Source organism: Marinicella litoralis, from assembly GCF_002591915.1.
Classification (GTDB): domain Bacteria; phylum Pseudomonadota; class Gammaproteobacteria; order Xanthomonadales; family Marinicellaceae; genus Marinicella; species Marinicella litoralis.
Genome location: NZ_NIHB01000001.1, coordinates 589,497 through 606,328, shown reverse-complemented (window position 1 = coordinate 606,328; position 16,832 = coordinate 589,497). Strand labels below are relative to the sequence as shown.

At 42.8% G+C, this 16,832-nt stretch carries 14 protein-coding genes; 7 read left to right on the top strand and 7 right to left on the bottom strand.

Features of this window, described 5'->3' with window-relative positions:
- Both CCS90_RS02725 and CCS90_RS02720 read right to left on the bottom strand, forming a co-directional pair.
- On the bottom strand, positions 1 to 435 hold the full coding sequence (locus tag CCS90_RS02725) for a c-type cytochrome (protein WP_099017965.1): 435 nt from the start codon (positions 433 to 435) through the stop codon (positions 1 to 3).
- 198 nt (positions 436 to 633) lie between these two features.
- Complete coding sequence (locus CCS90_RS02720) at positions 634 to 1,848, bottom strand: alginate export family protein (RefSeq protein WP_099017964.1); 1,215 nt, start codon at positions 1,846 to 1,848, stop codon at positions 634 to 636.
- Between the two features lie 199 nt (positions 1,849 to 2,047).
- Between CCS90_RS02720 and CCS90_RS02715 the strand changes: the two genes are divergently transcribed.
- The gene (locus CCS90_RS02715) at positions 2,048 to 2,464 is read left to right on the top strand and encodes a hypothetical protein (protein WP_099017963.1); all 417 of its coding nucleotides are present in this window, start codon (positions 2,048 to 2,050) and stop codon (positions 2,462 to 2,464) included.
- A 234-nt stretch (positions 2,465 to 2,698) separates the two neighbouring features.
- Here CCS90_RS02715 and modC read toward each other — a convergent pair whose 3' ends face one another.
- From modC to CCS90_RS02695, 4 genes are read right to left on the bottom strand one after another with little or no spacing between them, the layout of a single operon-like run.
- Positions 2,699 to 3,772 (bottom strand): molybdenum ABC transporter ATP-binding protein, encoded by a 1,074-nt coding sequence (gene modC, locus CCS90_RS02710; RefSeq protein WP_099017962.1) that lies wholly within the window; start codon positions 3,770 to 3,772, stop codon positions 2,699 to 2,701.
- A complete protein-coding gene (gene modB, locus CCS90_RS02705; protein ID WP_099017961.1) occupies positions 3,772 to 4,446 on the bottom strand; it encodes a molybdate ABC transporter permease subunit in 675 nt (224 codons plus the stop codon). Before modB ends, modC begins: the two co-directional genes overlap by 1 nt.
- A complete protein-coding gene (gene modA, locus CCS90_RS02700) occupies positions 4,443 to 5,219 on the bottom strand; it encodes a molybdate ABC transporter substrate-binding protein (protein ID WP_099017960.1) in 777 nt (258 codons plus the stop codon). The genes modB and modA overlap by 4 nt, the downstream gene beginning before the upstream one ends.
- Positions 5,206 to 6,567, bottom strand: coding sequence for a mechanosensitive ion channel family protein (locus tag CCS90_RS02695; RefSeq protein WP_099017959.1), 1,362 nt, complete (start codon positions 6,565 to 6,567; stop codon positions 5,206 to 5,208). The genes modA and CCS90_RS02695 overlap by 14 nt, the downstream gene beginning before the upstream one ends.
- A gap of 142 nt (positions 6,568 to 6,709) precedes the next feature.
- Here CCS90_RS02695 and glnA point away from each other — a divergent pair, with 142 nt between their 5' ends.
- The 4 genes from glnA to CCS90_RS02675 all read left to right on the top strand — a co-directional run bounded on the left by glnA (position 6,710) and on the right by CCS90_RS02675 (position 9,840).
- A complete protein-coding gene (glnA, locus tag CCS90_RS02690) occupies positions 6,710 to 8,113 on the top strand; it encodes a type I glutamate--ammonia ligase (RefSeq protein WP_180236485.1) in 1,404 nt (467 codons plus the stop codon).
- Between the two features lie 138 nt (positions 8,114 to 8,251).
- Entirely contained in the window at positions 8,252 to 8,656 is a 405-nt protein-coding gene (gene mscL, locus CCS90_RS02685) for a large-conductance mechanosensitive channel protein MscL (RefSeq protein WP_099018722.1), read from the top strand.
- A 126-nt stretch (positions 8,657 to 8,782) separates the two neighbouring features.
- Positions 8,783 to 9,241, top strand: a complete 459-nt coding sequence (msrC, locus tag CCS90_RS02680; protein WP_099017957.1) for a free L-methionine (R)-S-oxide reductase MsrC — start codon at positions 8,783 to 8,785, stop codon at positions 9,239 to 9,241.
- A gap of 179 nt (positions 9,242 to 9,420) precedes the next feature.
- On the top strand, positions 9,421 to 9,840 hold the full coding sequence (locus CCS90_RS02675; RefSeq protein WP_099017956.1) for a hypothetical protein: 420 nt from the start codon (positions 9,421 to 9,423) through the stop codon (positions 9,838 to 9,840).
- A 10-nt stretch (positions 9,841 to 9,850) separates the two neighbouring features.
- On the opposite strand, the gene CCS90_RS02670 is transcribed toward CCS90_RS02675, so the two are convergent.
- Positions 9,851 to 14,170, bottom strand: coding sequence for a hybrid sensor histidine kinase/response regulator (locus CCS90_RS02670; protein WP_180236484.1), 4,320 nt, complete (start codon positions 14,168 to 14,170; stop codon positions 9,851 to 9,853).
- Between the two features lie 120 nt (positions 14,171 to 14,290).
- Here CCS90_RS02670 and CCS90_RS02665 point away from each other — a divergent pair, with 120 nt between their 5' ends.
- Positions 14,291 to 14,785 (top strand): DUF4442 domain-containing protein, encoded by a 495-nt coding sequence (locus tag CCS90_RS02665; protein ID WP_162846719.1) that lies wholly within the window; start codon positions 14,291 to 14,293, stop codon positions 14,783 to 14,785.
- On the top strand, positions 14,782 to 16,830 hold the full coding sequence (paaZ, locus tag CCS90_RS02660; RefSeq protein WP_099017953.1) for a phenylacetic acid degradation bifunctional protein PaaZ: 2,049 nt from the start codon (positions 14,782 to 14,784) through the stop codon (positions 16,828 to 16,830). The genes CCS90_RS02665 and paaZ overlap by 4 nt, the downstream gene beginning before the upstream one ends.
- The last annotated feature ends 2 nt before the right edge of the window (positions 16,831 to 16,832 follow it).

The following is a 16,832-nucleotide window of genomic DNA, read 5'->3' as shown; positions in this document are numbered from 1 at the left end:
TTATCCTTGAATGTTGGGTGGCCAGTTTTCAGTATTGATACCGCTGGCATATTTAAGAAACTCAGCAATGGCATCCAATTCCTCTTCTGTGAAATTGAATTGCGGCATGCTTCTCCTACCAGGAATGCCATTAGGTGGTCGACTTTTCATGAAGGCTTTGATGGCTTCAGTGCTTTCTCCATAACGCAAATAAACATTGCCTAACTCAGGTGCAAAATAAGCCCCTTCACCCAACAATGTATGACAACCTATGCAGTTGTTTTCTTCCCACAATCGCTTGCCATGGGAAGTGACTTCGGTCATGGCCTCGCGGTTGTCACGCTGTGGCAGCCTTTGGTGCGTATCAAAAGTCAGTACCAAAAATAAAAAAATAAAAAATGCGGAACCGCCGTAATAGATGTTTCGAGCCACGCTCTTGGTGAATATATCTTTCATGTTAGCCTCATATCAGGAATTGATTACTGGGTTTTCGCTATGTTAACAATATGTTAAGAATGACATCTTGATGTAAGTCAATCTTATTTAATTTAACGCGGACTCGCTGCAGTACGGCTACAACAAACCAGGCCGATACACCGCTAGTAACGGCGCAGCAGCGTGGAATTTAAAGGAATTAATCAGTTATTGATTCTATTAAAAATCAGCACTTAACATAAGCCAGTATTTATTGGTGTCAGACTTGATGTCCTCGGCTTCGAAATGGGCTGCTTTCACCAATGCAGATAAGTTTTTATTCAGTTTTTTGGCCACTGAAAAATCCACTTCATGGCCCAAATCACCAGGACCACTTTCAGGGTCAAACTGATGGTATTTTATTTGCCAGTTGAAACCTGCAATTGCACCTTTGGCGCCCACAAAAGAATCTGCCAAGCCAACATCAGGTGTGCCGAGGAATTGATCAGCCCAGCCATTGAATGCATGCAAGGTTGCCAGCGGTGTTCTGAAAGCTGCACCAGACTGCTTGGTACTGCCTTCCAACACTTCATAACCAACGAAGTAAGTCACTTGTTTAAAGGCCAAAGCCAGGTCTAATCGCATATAGCTGGCATCATAATTGACGGGATTATTATGGGCATCAGACTGTTGTGCCAATTCAGCGGCAAAAGTCATTTTGTGCTCGCCCATGGGCCAATGTGATTTGAATGAGGCGCCCAAAGTAGCGGTAGAAAAATCAGCGGCATCTTGATTGTCTATGTTGTAGTAGTAAAGTGTTAATTGATGTTTGTTTTGCCATATGTTAGACCAGTTGGCGAGCAATGTTTGGTTGTCATGATCGCCGGCAGCCACATCATCACCAAAGATGCGGTTTACGTTTTCGATATATGATAAAAACAACTGACTGCCGGCTATTTGTGTATCCAATGAAACGGCATCATAGGTTTGTTCGTTTTGTCGCCAGCCGACGCCACCGACAAATCGTTGGTTGTCTAATAAAATCCTTTGACGACCCAATTTAATGCCACTGGTGTCGTTAAAAGCGTAATTGAACCAAGCTTGATTGATTTCAGTGTCTGTTGGGTCTGCAACCACAGGATATTGTCCATGGTTTGGTGTATTGCCAGCCCCAGCGTTGTAATTATCACCAAAAACCTCCATCACATTATCAGCCTCTATGAAGAATCTGAACCCTTTGTAAGCAGCTGTTTGGAAGTTTAAACGGGTGCGTAAGGTTGATGCATTGGCATCTCTGTTAAACCCATCTTGGTCCACCCATTCAAATCGGTACCTGAAAGACAAATTGGCATCGCCCTCTCTGAAAGCATCTCCCAATGAATCAATAGACCAGGCAGGCGAGCTCATCAAAATCATAGCAACAGCAGACGTTAAATGATGATTTTTCTTGTGCATCTCAATTCTCCAATGTGAGCCATCAGGGTGAAGTTTAGTCAATATCCATTGAATCGCATTGACTTAAATCAAGGAGCTTAAAAAAACAATGTCTGCACATGTTGCTACTTAGGTTTAATGGCATTATTAACTCCACACAACTTCTCACAAGGTAGATGTGATAAAGTACTTTTTTACATGTTAATTGATGTCGGGTGAGATGAAGTATATTGTTTTATGTTTGCTATTTTGTGTGGGTTGTAGTCAGCACAAACTGTTCGTCATTGGCGCCGATGAAGTACAATTTGATCAACTAAAAAACAAACTCGAACACAGTGGTATCGAGGTTATAAAGCAAAACAATCTGAGTTCTGAATTTGATCAACTGACCTTGGTCAGTGCCATCTCTTTTCCCATTGGGGCTGTTGAGGCTGCACTGGACCAAATTGTTTATACCACTTTGGCACAAGGTGGCAATCAATTTTATACCAATTCTGCAGGTTTATATTATCCAAGTTACAAGCCCAAATTAGTCGGTATTTACACCAATTCATGCAACGGCCACTTAATCACACTTTCAACTTTTCAGGACGATTTTTTTAAATTAACTGTTGAGCAATTCATAGAGACAGAATAAGGGTATGAATACATAACAGTTAGAGAATATCAAGGTACCTTTAACATCATTAATAAAACCATGAATGCTTATTACAACAATGACTTGGTTTTTATGGCCAATGTATATTTTGAAACCGCAATTCAGGCTTTTGGTTTGGCATTTACAAGCTCAATCATCCCTCAAATTGACCAGACTTGTAGAATAATTAAGCGAAAAAATCATTCATGAAGTTTGAAAATCAAAACATGGCACCTAGCCAGCAACAATGGCATTGGTTTTGATCTGGATAAAAATATTTTGATTAACCTGGAGTTTCAGATTTATTGCAGATTTTTTAGAGATCAGACCCATAATTTGATCTTCACCCACTTGAGCCACCACCAAACATTCAAAACCTGGGGTGGCTTTGACCTCAACCACCTTGGCTGCCAACACATTCAAAATACTGCTTTGCTGAGGAGCTTGCAAAGACATAGAAACATCTTTGGCATGGATGTTGAGCCTGATGGCTTGTGTTTTTGGGAACAAACCATTGATATAAAAAGTGGTACCAGTTGGAGTTTCAACCGTGGTTAAACCAAATGCTTCATCACGGTCAATCACCTGTGTATTAAATACTGCCTGTAATTGCTGAGATTTGAAGGTTTCAGCATCATCTGATAACATCGCTTGGTGAATTGAGTCATGAAACTGATAACCTCTGTCATTGATCATCAATATATGGTCGCACAATTGAGTCACTACATTCAAGTCATGACTGACCACCATCATTGGCAAATCAAAAGTTTGATGAACCTGCCGAAGGTAAGGTATCAACCGCTGCTTGTTGTTGTCGTCCAAAGCACTCATCGGTTCATCCAACAACAGCAGCTCTGGTTGTCGCATCAAGGTTCTGGCGATCGCTACCCGTTGTTGTTCACCACCAGAAAGTTGCTGAGGCATTCGGTCGAGTAATGCCCCAATGGCCAAAACATCCAACACATCTGATCGTTTAATGTTGTTTCCACTGGGGTTTCTTTTCTCAGCAAACTGGATGTTTTCCCGCACATTCAAATGTGGAAACAAAGACAAATCCTGAAACACCAAACCCACTTTTCGTTGTTCTGCTGGAATGAATACACCGCCTTTTTGCAACGCCACCCCATTCAAGGTAAAGCAAGATCCTGAATGATGATCCAAGCCCACCATGGCCCTGAGGATGCTGGTTTTACCACAACCTGATTCACCATAGATGGCCATAATGCCAGCGACTGGAATATCAAATGCCAGCTCAAGTTCAAAATCTTCGCGCTTGATTTTAAAATGACAATGTCCCGCAATATTCATCAAGAACTCCTGCCTTTGTTATTGATCCAATACATGGCAAAAATCATCACAAATGCCAAAATCAATAACATCGCGGACAACACATGGGCTTGAGCGTAATTCAACATTTCCACTTGATTATAAATTTCAATGGCGATGACTTTGGTTTCACCTGGGATGTTACCTCCAACCATCAGCACCACCCCAAACTCACCTAAGGTATGGGCAAAACCAAGCACGGTCGCGGTCAAAAACCCACGTTTGGCCACAGGTACTGCAATGGTAAAAAAGGCATCCAAAGGTTTAGCACCCAAAGTCCTGGCAGCTTCTAACAACCTGGGTGAGACCGATTCAAAACCATTCTGTAAAGGTTGAATGACGAATGGCAAACTGTAAACAACAGAAGCCACCACCAAGCCAGCAAATGAAAAGGTCAATGCCTGACCTGTCAGACTGACCCAAAAGCCACCCAACCAGCCATTTGGCCCCAGTAAAATCAATAAGTAAAAACCCATCACAGTGGGTGGTAACACAATGGGTAAGGCCACCAAAGTTTCAATCAATGGCTTGATTCTGTTGTTGGTTCGAGCCAACCACCAAGCCAAAGGTGTGCCAATGACAAGCAGAATCAAAGTGGTAAGGGTGGCCAATTTAAAGCTGAGAAAGAATGCCGTTAAGTCTGGCCACTCAATCATTCAGTCCGCCCTGAATTGTCAGCTGAAATGAGGTATCCATTGGCCTCAATTATTTTACGAGCGGGCGCAGTTTGTAAAAATGTCTTGAAGCGCTGATACGCCTGCTGCTGATCCGAACGGGACAGCAATACCATGGCTTGTTCTATCGGTGCATAGCTACCAATCGGCGGTGTCCAAGTACATTGGGTGGTTGATGGAATATGGTGAATCAAGACAGAAGCAGCCACCAACCCAGCAGTGGCATTTTCGCTCACCGCCATTTGCATGGCTTGGGCCACATTTTCACCCATCACGAGTTTATTTTGGTTTGACTGCCACCAGCCTATGGCCTCTAAATATTGCTTTGCAGCCAATCCATATGGAGCCAACTTAGGGTTGGCAATGGCTAAATGACGCAGATCACCAGCAAACAAAATGTCTTGGCAGGCACCACTGCTTTTTTGATTGGCCAATAACACCAATTGGCCAGTGGCATAGGTGAAAGCGTCACTTGCCAAACCTGACGACATTAACTTTTGGGGGGTTGAGGTGTCTGCTGCCATCATCACATCATATGGTGCACCTTGGTTGATTTGGGCAAACAACATGCCGGTTGATCCCGAGCTGACCAACAAGTCATCATCGCTGTAGGACTTGAATTCTGGCGCCAATTGTTCAGCCGTTGCCAGAAAGTTACTGGCCACTGCCACATGTAATTTTGTGGCACTGCTAGGACTGGCAAATAGACACAGTATCAACAACACCGAAAACCCATAAGATTCAGTTTTTTTCATCTTTGATCAAATTATCATCGGCTTTCGACAATTGATTTTCTGCTGACTGTTTGCGAATTTCATCCACATCATTGGATAAGTCAGCTTCTACCGCATTGTCCTGCGGTTCGCTGGATTTAACCACGGGCTCTTTCACTGTATCCTCAGCCGAATCTTGGATGATTCGAATGCCTTCTGGGAAAACCACTTCACGGGCTTCATCAGGCATCAATATTTTGGCCTCATCAAAAGCTTTTTTGATCAGCCGAATCATCGCAGATTTGACTTTGGACGCACTGTTTTTTTGCCCATCTACCCAAAAATACACGATGATATTGACTGTAGCTGCACCCAGGTTATCTACCAGCACTTGAGGCTCTGGTTCTTTCAGTATGGCCTCATGGTTAAGTAAAACAGCCAAAGCAATTTGTTGGGCGTTGGTGATCGAGTCATCGTATCCAATACCCACGGTAAATTTTTGCCGGATATTGGGGTTGGCGGTTACATTAACGATGGTGTTTTTGTAAATGATGGCATTGGGGATGTGGATGTGATTGCCTTCCAGGGTCATGATAACTGTACCTCGGGTGGTGACACTTTGCACCACGCCTTCATGCCCATCGACTAAAATATAGTCGCCAATTCTGAATGGTCGTTGAATACTGATTAAAATACTGGCCAGAAAGTTTTCAGCAATGTCTTTGAAAGCAATACCAATCACCAAACCCAATATGCCAGTACCACCAACCACTGTCAGGGCCAAGTTGGTTAAACCGGTGAGTTTTAACACCAAATAAAGACCAATCACCACCACCGGCACAGCCAATAACCTTGCACCCATTCGCAGCACGAAAGGATTACTGACCTTGCGTCCCAATCCACGTGTCGCCAAAGCAACGGTGATTTTAGCCAGTACCCATGTGAGGATTAAAACCATCAAAGCAATGGATATTTTAGGTAAGGCTCGGATGAATTGATCATACAAAGTCATGGCTTCTTTGAACGCAGGGTCCAAGTCCCATTGTTCACCGAGACGCACTTCAATGTTATTGACCACAGCAATCACGCCTTCTGTCCGATTGGCTGCCTCCTCTACCCATTTTTTATCAGCTGCATCGTCTGTCCAACCATTTAACACCAACACCCCTTCAGTGACTTCAACCTCAGGATCTTGGATGCGTGCACTGATTTTTAAAATATTGGCAAATCGTTGCTGTATGGCTTGATCCGCGACTGTTTGATTGACAATTATTTGTTGCGCTGTGTCACTCCAACTGGGTTTATTTTCAGTGATGTTGGACTCATCTTCTTGAGCCAATAACAATCCAGAGAATAACAACAATGGCAACCATTTTAAAATATTATTCATGTTTCAATGAAGCTGTTAAATAGACAGGTATTTACTCTATCACAACTCAGATGAATTTGGCTATCCACGCAGAATTGCGTATGTTTTTATTTTGGCACAAACCTTAAAATACGTGCATTCCATCAAAATAACAGGCTGAATAATGAGCGATAAAATATTAGATTTAATTAAAGACGAAAACATCGATTTTGTTGATTTGCGTTTTTGTGACACGGGTGGCAAAGAACACCACGTGACATTGCCTGTTTCTCAGGTTAATGAAGAAATGTTTGAGGACGGTAAAATGTTCGACGGTTCATCGATTGCTGGTTGGAAAGGCATCAATGAATCTGACATGGTATTGATGCCTGAACCAGACACTGCTTTTATCGACCCATTCAGCCAATACCCAACTTTGGTGATTCGGTGTGACATTTTGGAACCCAACACCATGCAAGGTTATGAACGTGACCCACGTTCAATCGCTAAACGTGCTGAAGCCTACCTGCAACAATCAGGCGTGGCCGACACCGCTTTTTTTGGTCCTGAACCTGAATTTTTCGTGTTTGATGGTGTCAGCTGGAAAAATGATGCCAACAATTGTGGTTATGAAATTTATTCACGCGAAGGTGCTTGGGAATCTGGCACCGATGCCAAGGAAAACTCAGGGCACAGACCTCGTGTCAAAGGCGGGTATTTTCCAGTGCCACCAGTTGATTCTTTGAATGATTTGCGTTCTGCCATGTGTAAAGTCATGGAAGGTATGGGCATCGAAATTGAAGTTCATCACCATGAAGTGGGCACTGCTGGCCAATGCGAAATTGGTGCCAGATTCAACACCTTGGTTAAAAAGGCCGATGAAGTTTTGATGATGAAATATGCCGTCCACAACGTGGCTCACGATTACGGTTACACCGCAACATTTATGCCAAAACCAGTGGTAGGTGATAACGGCAGCGGGATGCATGTGCATCAGTCATTGACCAAAGATGGCAACAACTTATTTATGGGTGATGGCTACGGCGGACTTTCAGAAACCGCTTTGCATTACATTGGCGGCATCTTCAAACATGCCCGCGCTTTGAATGCATTTGCCAACTCTTCAACCAACTCTTACAAACGATTGGTTCCTGGTTTTGAAGCCCCTGTGATGTTGGCTTACTCAGCCAGAAATCGTTCAGCTTCTATCCGCATCCCATTTGTCAACAATCCAAAAGCTCGGCGCATTGAAGTCAGATTTGGCGACCCTATGGGTAATCCTTATTTGATGTTTTCTGCAATGATGATGGCCGGCCTTGATGGCATCAAAAACAAAATTGACCCAGGTTCTGCCATGGACAAAGACTTGTATGATTTACCGCCTGAAGAAGCCAAAAACATCCCTACTGTGTGTCACTCATTAGACCAAGCCTTAGAAGCCTTAGACAATGACCGTGAATTCTTAAAAGCGGGCGGTGTGTTTACTGATGATGTTATTGATGGGTTCATTGATTTAAAAATGGAAGAAGTCAATCGCATCAGAATGGCCACCCATCCAGCAGAATTTGACATGTATTATTCATTGTAAACCATCATTTTTAAGTAAATCCAAAGGCCAGTTATTTACATAACTGGCCTTTTTGTCTTTAATTTACAATGTTTTACTGTCCAAACTTGTCTCATGGCGTTTAAAATAATTGGACTTAATTAATGAGAGGAGATGGACATGGGTATGATGTCAGAATTTAAAAAGTTTGCAGTCAAAGGCAATGTCATGGACATGGCAGTTGGTATCATCATTGGTGCGGCGTTCGGTAAAATTGTGGCCTCTTTTGTCAGTGGTGTCATGATGCCACCATTGGGGTTATTGATTGGCGGGGTCGATTTTTCCGAGCTGGCCTATGTACTGAAACCAGCCACAGAAACCGCCGAAGCAGTGACCATTCAATGGGGCGCGTTCGTGCAGACCACCATCGATTTCTTGATTGTGGCGTTTGCTGTCTTTATGGTGGTTAAAGCCATGAACAACTTGAAAAAGAAAGAAGAAGCAGCACCTTCTGCACCACCAGAGCCGACCAAGGAAGAACAGTTACTGACTGAAATCAGGGACTTGTTGAAAGAAAAAGCATAAACTTAATCCGAAAAACAGCAGAACTTTGGTATTTGCAAAGTTCTGCTGTTTTTATCAATCAAAGCTTGAAATAAATCAAGTCGACCGCACTACAGCTACTCAAAACACAATCAATTAACCCAAAACATGAATAACAACCACTACTCACTGTTGTTGAAACAATTAGAAGGCTTGCTTTCAGTTGAAAAAGATGTCCAAGCCAATGCCGCTAACCTGTCGTCATTTTTGTACCACAATTTAACCCAGGTTAACTGGCTTGGTTTTTATTACCAGCAAGGCGAAGAGTTGGTGTTGGGGCCATTTCATGGCCAACCGGCTTGTACTCGATTAACCATTGGATCAGGCGTTTGTGGCACCGCATTTGCCAAGCGTAACACCGAAGTGGTGGATGATGTGCACGCATTTGCTGGCCATGTTGCTTGTGACGCCGCGTCAGAATCTGAAATCGTGGTGCCCTTTTACACCGATCAAATCAATGGTGTTTTGGATGTGGACAGCCCGATAAAAAATCGATTTTCCCAAGCTGAAAAGTCATTTTTTGAGGCCGTGGTAAAAATATTTGTTCAATCCATTCAAGCAGACTAAAGCATCACCAAGCTCTGCCACTTGCCAAGTTTCTCTCAACGCCAATGCCTACAACAGGTGATAAACTGCTTTTTTTGCCTTTTGCTGGCAGAGCAAAGATGTTAAACAAGATGACCAAAGGCCTATTCATAAATAATGATGAATGGCTTATAATTATTTAAAAAACAACAGGGAAAAACATGCCAGAAAGTATCAACTCCAGAACTGAAGTGGTTCGAGACACTGTGGTATTACAGCTTAAATTAATCGTGGATGGCTTGCGAGACTTGGCTTTGATGCCATTGTGCTTTTTTGCAGCCTTGTTGGGTTTGATTTTACATCGTGAACAGCCAGGCAGGTATTTGTATCGAATTCTCAGTTACGGTCGCATTTCTGAAAAATGGATTGGTTTGTTTGATGATGCTGACAAAGATCAAATGGAGCCGATTAAATATGAAGGCAAGAATTTTGATGAAATGATTCAAAAAACCCAAACGGCCTTTGAGTCAAAGTACATTGATCCCGAAAAAAAGGACTTGCTGCTTAAAAAACTCAATGATGCCTTAAATGACATCAATGGCAAGATGAACACCAAGAAAGGACCCTCTGAACAAGCCTAAGACTATCTTGTTATTGGCCAATGATGGCTTTCAATTCTGCCATTTTAAATGGTTTTGTGATCATGTGATTAACCCCGCTTTCTGCGCACAATTGCTTCAATTCATTCGACACATCAGCAGTCATGATAATGGCTTTGGCCTCTACATCCAAATTTTTACAGGCAGCAATAAATTCTATTCCTGTCATGTCAGGCAAATGATAATCCACCAATAAAATATCATAATGGGAATTATTAATCCCTGACAAGGCATGATTGGCATCATCAAAAATATCCACGATATGTCCTTCTTTTTCCAATAACTCCAGCAACAACTGTTGGTTGATGGGGTTGTCTTCAACCACCAATAAATGCAGACTGGATTGCTGTGAGCTGTGCTTTTCTTCAGCTGTTGATTCTTGTGATTTGGTTCTGAACAGATTTTTAACGGCTTCAAATGTGAAGGGTAAATCGATGGTTCTGTACGTGCCTGATTGGTGGCAGTGGTCTTGAAAAGCCCTTTTAAACAGATAAACAGGAATTAAATTTCGGTTGGCTTCAGCAATTTCATCGGTGTAATCAATTGATTCATCATCCAAGATAAACAGAGCATCCCAATGAACGTTCTCTGCTACATCAACCACTTGAATTCCAACAGTGCCTAAACAGTTGACTAAACTGTTTTTAATACCTGTATGGTGACACAAAACCTTGACCAGATGGCGGTCATTGGCTACTGGAACCTCTGCTTTTGTTTCTGCTTCAACCAAAGGAATAAAACAACTGACAGCGGTGCCTTCATTGGGCTTGCTGTTCACGGCCAAATAGCCACCCATTTTTTCTGTCAAACGTTTAACAATGCTTAAGCCAAGACCGGTGCCTCCGTATTTGCGGGTGATTGAACTGTCCGCTTGAGTGAATGGTTCAAATAACTTATCTAACAGTTCAGGTTCAATACCAATACCAGAGTCCGTAACGGTCAACTGCAATAAACCCTCTGGAGCTGCATATCCCATTTCTATACTGACTTCACCAGCGGGTGTGAACTTGAAAGCATTGCTCAATAAATTCATCATGATTTGCTTAAGTCGCACTGAGTCACCCATTTGCATCGGTTCAAGTGCAGGGTCGTAATTGAACCAGAACAAAATCTTTTTATTTTTACTGACACACACAAATGACTTAACCACTTCATCCAACAAGGTTTGTAAGTTCAACAAACGATGCTCTAACACCAGTTCACCTGCTTCAATTTTTGACAAATCCAAAATGTCATTGATGATGTGTAACAAATGATCACCTGATTCGGCCACAGCACTGGCATACAAACGCTGCTCGTCATTCAAGTCAGTATCAAGTAACAATTCATTCATACCTAAAATACCATTCATCGGCGTCCTGACTTCATGGGACACTTGCGCCAAGAAATCACTTTTGGCCTGGTTGGAAGCATTGGCTTGTTCCGCTAAGTGATTCACTTCCTCAAATAACCTGGCATTTTCAAGTGCCAAGGAAGACTGGGTGGCATAGGCCAATGAAAGCGCAATGTCAGATTGTTTAAATGACTTACTTGCACGGTATAACTTGACCAAACCCAACCTGTCCTTGGCATGACTGAACAGCACCCACAAAACATGGCCATTCTCTGAAGACTCAATCATTTGATCTTGTTGATTTTCATACATCGTCAGCGCCTTGGCACCCAATTCGTTTTGTTCAACCACTGTCAGGTTGTTGTCACTAAAAATCTGATAATGACTTTGGCTGTTCCAATAACAAACCTCTACTTGGTCCGCTTTCACATTGCTTTTGACTTCCTGTTTGATTTTTTCTAACAATTCATCAATGGCCAGCGAAGAAACCAACGAAGTGGTTAAGGAAAGCTGGGTTTCCGCAAAAGATTGTTTTTCTTTGGCTTGAGAAATTTTGGCGGTATATTGCCAGCGTTTGCGATACAAGTACATGACCAGAATCAACAAAAGCAGACCGGTCAATGCATACATCAAATAAGCCACATGGCTCTTCCAAGGTGGCGCCAAAACTGCAAAATTCACAATCAATGGATCTGACCATTGTGCTTGACCACTTCTGCCTCTGATTTCTAAATCATAATTGCCCGCTCCCAGTTGATTAAAAATCAGATGGGTTTGTTGTTGTAAGTGGGTCCAAGTGGACTCTGTATTTAATCGGTATTGATATTGATGCAAACTCGGATCAGTAAACGACAACAATTGATAATTGAAAGACAAGCTACCGTAGTTATATGCCAATTCTGTCAAACCACTGACCACATCATCATTCAAGCGAATTTGTTGCATAACCAGCTTTGATGGGCCGTTAGGTTTATGTTTTAAGGGTTGGGTCAAATGTGCCATACCTGAATCGGTAAACACCATCTTTGATCGATCGTAAAGTTCGATGATCTCCAGAATTTCGTTACTGGGTAAGTTGGTTTCAACTGTGATTTTTTGAACAAAACCTCCGGTGTTTTTATCAACCACGATCACCCCATTGTTCGAGCCTAACCACAACTCATCACCAAACACATGAACAGCGTCAACAAATTCTTTAGAAATAAGCGCGTTGGTCAGACTGGTGTCCTTGGCAATCAGATGACCTTCGGTCAGTTCATATTGCAGTAATTTGCCGTTTGAAATCAGCCAAACCAAGTCGTTTTCTGGTTCCAACAAAATGTGGTTGAAACCTTCATCTGATTCTATTTTCAAGGTAAATGACAAGTCTTCAGGACTAAAAATTTCCAAGCCACGATTACCTCCCAGCCAGTAATTGCCCTCGCTGTCTTGTGCTGTGGTTGACAACACATCACTTAACATTTTTTGTTCATGCTTGGTCACAATCAATGCAGTTTTATCGACACTGTAGAGGGTCTTCTCACCATAAACAGCAAAATAAAGTTGGTTACCTGCCTCAAATAACCCAGTGACCCCACCTTGGATGACATCGGATTCGATTTGCATAAATTGGTTCTTCGCACGATCAAAAACATACAAACCGGAAAGTGACGTGATCCAAAGTCGAAAATCTGAGTCTTGGTACATCGATAAAACCACATCAGGCAAATTATGTTGGCTGTCATATACCTGGCTTTGCATGATTCTGCCTTTCACATAGCGGTATACCATGAGGTTATTTTCACCTTCATTGGCTACCCAAAATGTATCTTCAAGGCTGCCGTGATCACTTAAAATAACATTGATTCTGTTGTTGGGGAGTTGGTTGTTGAGGTAAGGCAAATAAATATTGAAATCATCCCAACCACTGTTCAACTTGATCGCACCATTTTCATCCGTGGCCAACCATATGTTGTTTTCTTTGTCTTCAAAAACCATCCTGACATGAAAATCATCCAAAACAGGCTTACCCTTCTGCAAAAATCTGATTTGATTCAATTGATGCTGTTTAAACAACAACAGGGCGCCTCTGGTGGCCAACCACAAATGGCCTTGTGAATCAGACAACAGACTACGGACAGTGAACCGTTCTCCCATTAAGTCGATGATGTTTTGATCCGATATGATTTGTTGAAATTGATTGCTGGCTGTATTGTATTGATACACGCCTTGGTAACCTGAGGCAAACACTTGACCATCTGGAGCAATCGATATGCCATACATGCGAGCCGTTTTGAGGTCCTCGACATCATGTTCAATTAAATACGTCTCAGCGTGTCGCTTGCTTGGATCAATTTTAAGAATTTTTCCTTCCAAGGTGGCCACCCAAATAAATCCCAAAGGGTCTTTTTTGGCATCAAAAAACCGCACTGAAGTCAACCAACTTGCGTTTTCTGGGGTGTAATGACTGTATGAATTTTGTGCCCGTTCAAAGACCGAAATACCATGGTCAAATTGAAACACCCAAACATTGTTTTGGTCATCAGATGAAATCGCAAAAACCACGGAATGCTGAATACCCTCAGGACTTCCAGGGGTTTCATCAACCATTGAAAAAGTGTCTTTGTTTTTGTCGAATCGAGCCAAGCCTACATCGTTTAAACTGATCCACATTTCATCTTCTACCCAATGGAACAACGAAATTTCATTGGCTGGCAAGGCATTTGTAGCCAAGGTATCTTGTTTATAATTATGCAAATTTTGACTGTCAAAGCGAGTTAAGCCACTGTGGGTCCCAAACCACATATAACCGGCATCGTCTTGACTGATTTGGGTGACTTTATTCCCGGCCAAGCCTTCATAAACATCATATTGGGTGATGTTGACAAACTGGTCATTTTGCGCCCCAGCTGTGAGTACGTGGAGTACCAGTGCCATTAAGCAGATCAATTTGAAAATATCCATTTTGTAAACTGTCATGTATTTTTTTGTTTCATTCATACGCTTTGCTTTAAACCACAGCACCTTGGTGACGGTCATTTCATCGAACGTTATCATCTTAACTCAAATCTGCAGATTTATCTAAACCCCACAATCATGCCCTCATGTTATAATCGCAACATGAACAATAACTTAGAATCTGCCGGTCAAAATCTATTAAAAACCTGGCGGAAATTACACCAAAAACCCTTCGGAAAATTTCTGTTTAAGCAGATCATAGCGAAGAAAATTCCCTATACTGGTAGCATCAAAGCGGATGTGCAAAAATTGCAACCTGGCCTGTGTGAAGTGGCTTTAAAATTCAGAAAAGCCAACACCAACCATTTGAATTCAGTTCATGCTTTGGCCTTATCAAATTTAGGCGAGTTCACCGGTGGTCTGGCTGTAATGACTGGTTTACCAAGCCACATCAGGGGTATTGTTACGCACATCAGCACCGAATATTTAAAAAAAGCGCGTGGCCATTTAATCGCCATTGCTGAAGTTCAAATTCCAGAAATCACAGTGCCCAAAACCAGCCACACCATTCAAGCCAACATTTATGACAGTGACAATGATTTGGTATCAATCGTCACAGTTACTTGGCTACTTTCACCCAAAGATAAAATACAATGAACAAACTCAAATCATATGCTCAAGGACAGTGGCACACGGCCACTGATGGATTCAAACCCTGTCACCATGCCATCAATGGTCAACTGATTGCCCAAATCTCCAGTGCAGGCTTAGATTTTTCTGGCATGTTAGATTATGCCAAGTCCACAGGAAAACCGGCACTGGCTCAAATGACTTTTCACGAAAGGGCATTGATGCTCAAGGAATTGGCTTTGTATTTGATGTCACGCAAAAAAGAATTTTATCAATTGTCTGCTGCCACTGGCGCCACCAAATTAGATTCATGGATAGACATCGATGGCGGTATAGGCACTTTATTTGTTTACTCAGGCAAAGGCCGCAGAGAAATGCCAGACCACCACATTCTTTTGGATGGGCCACCTGAGCATATTTCAAAAAATGGCAGTTTTCTGGCCCAACATATTTGCACTTCACTACAAGGGGTGGCTATCCACATCAATGCCTTTAACTTTCCTTGTTGGGGCATGCTTGAAAAATTAGCCCCCAGCTTACTGGCTGGAGTGCCAGCGATCGTTAAGCCGGCATCAGACACTGCCTATTTAACTGAATTGATGTTCAAAGCCATGATTGAGTCCGGCATTTTACCGCCAGGTGCTGTGCAATTGATTTGTGGTTCAACCGGCAATCTTTTGGATTTATTGAGCTGCCAAGATGTGGTTGCTTTCACTGGTTCTGCCTATACTGGCTTATACCTCAAATCCAAACCCAATATCACCAAGAATGCCGTTCGCTTCACCATGGAAGCCGACTCACTGAACTGTTCAATTTTGACCCCTGACGCCACACCTGACACAGCTGAATTTGATCTGTATGTCAAAGAGGTGGTGAAAGAAATGACCGTTAAATCAGGTCAAAAATGTACCGCCATAAGGCGTGCCATCGTCCCTGCAGCATTGACTGAAGCAGTGGCTGCAGCGATACAAAAAGAACTGCAAAAAGTCGTCATTGGTGATCCAGCCCATGCTGGTGTTCAAATGGGATCACTGGCCAGCCAAGCACAACAAACTGAAGTCAGAGAACGGGTGGCCGAACTCAGACAAAGTTGCGACTTACTGTATGGTGACCCAGACCACACAGAAGTCACAGGTGGCAATGACAAAGAGGGTGCGTTCATTTCACCCATCTTATTGCTGAACTCAGACCCCTTGAACAATCACATGGCACATGATATTGAAGCCTTTGGCCCAGTGTCTACCTTGATGCCATATGACTCATTGGCAGAAGCGGCTCAACTGGCGAATTTGGGTCAAGGATCTTTGGTTGGTTCAATTTTTGGTCAAAGCGATGAAAACGTTTGTGAATTGGTCAATCAAACCGCAAGCTTTCATGGCCGCATGGTCTTGGTAAATCGTGATTCAGCTGGCGAATCATCTGGCCATGGCTCACCTTTGCCACATTTGGTTCACGGCGGACCTGGTCGTGCCGGTGGTGGTGAAGAAATGGGAGGCATTCGTGGGGTCAAACATTACATGCAAAGAACGGCGATACAAGGTTCACCAACCACTTTGATGAAACTAACTGAAAAATACATGCCGAAAGCGAAAACCATCGAACCACCCCAACACCCCTTTAAGCTACATTATGAAGAACTACAAGTCGGCCAATCAATCACCACCGAAAGCCGTGAAATTACCTTGGCTGACATCGAACAATTTGCCGAACTCTCTGGCGATCATTTTTATGCGCACATGGATGAAGAAGCCGCTGCCAGAAACCCGTTTTTTGACGGCCGAGTGGCTCACGGTTACTTTCTGGTTTCAATGGCTGCAGGCTTGTTTGTTTATCCAGAAGAGGGTCCTGTGTTGGCCAATTATGGTTTGGATGAATTGCGATTCACTGAGCCGGTTTATCCGGGAGACCTCATCCGCATCCAACTAACATGCAAACAAAAATCCTATCGTCGCGGTAAGGGTTATGGCGAAGTCAGATGGGACTTACAAGCCATCAACCAAGACAATGAAGTGGTGGCTGCCTATGACATATTAACCATGGTTGCCTCAAACACCGAACCTTTTGAGGAATAAAC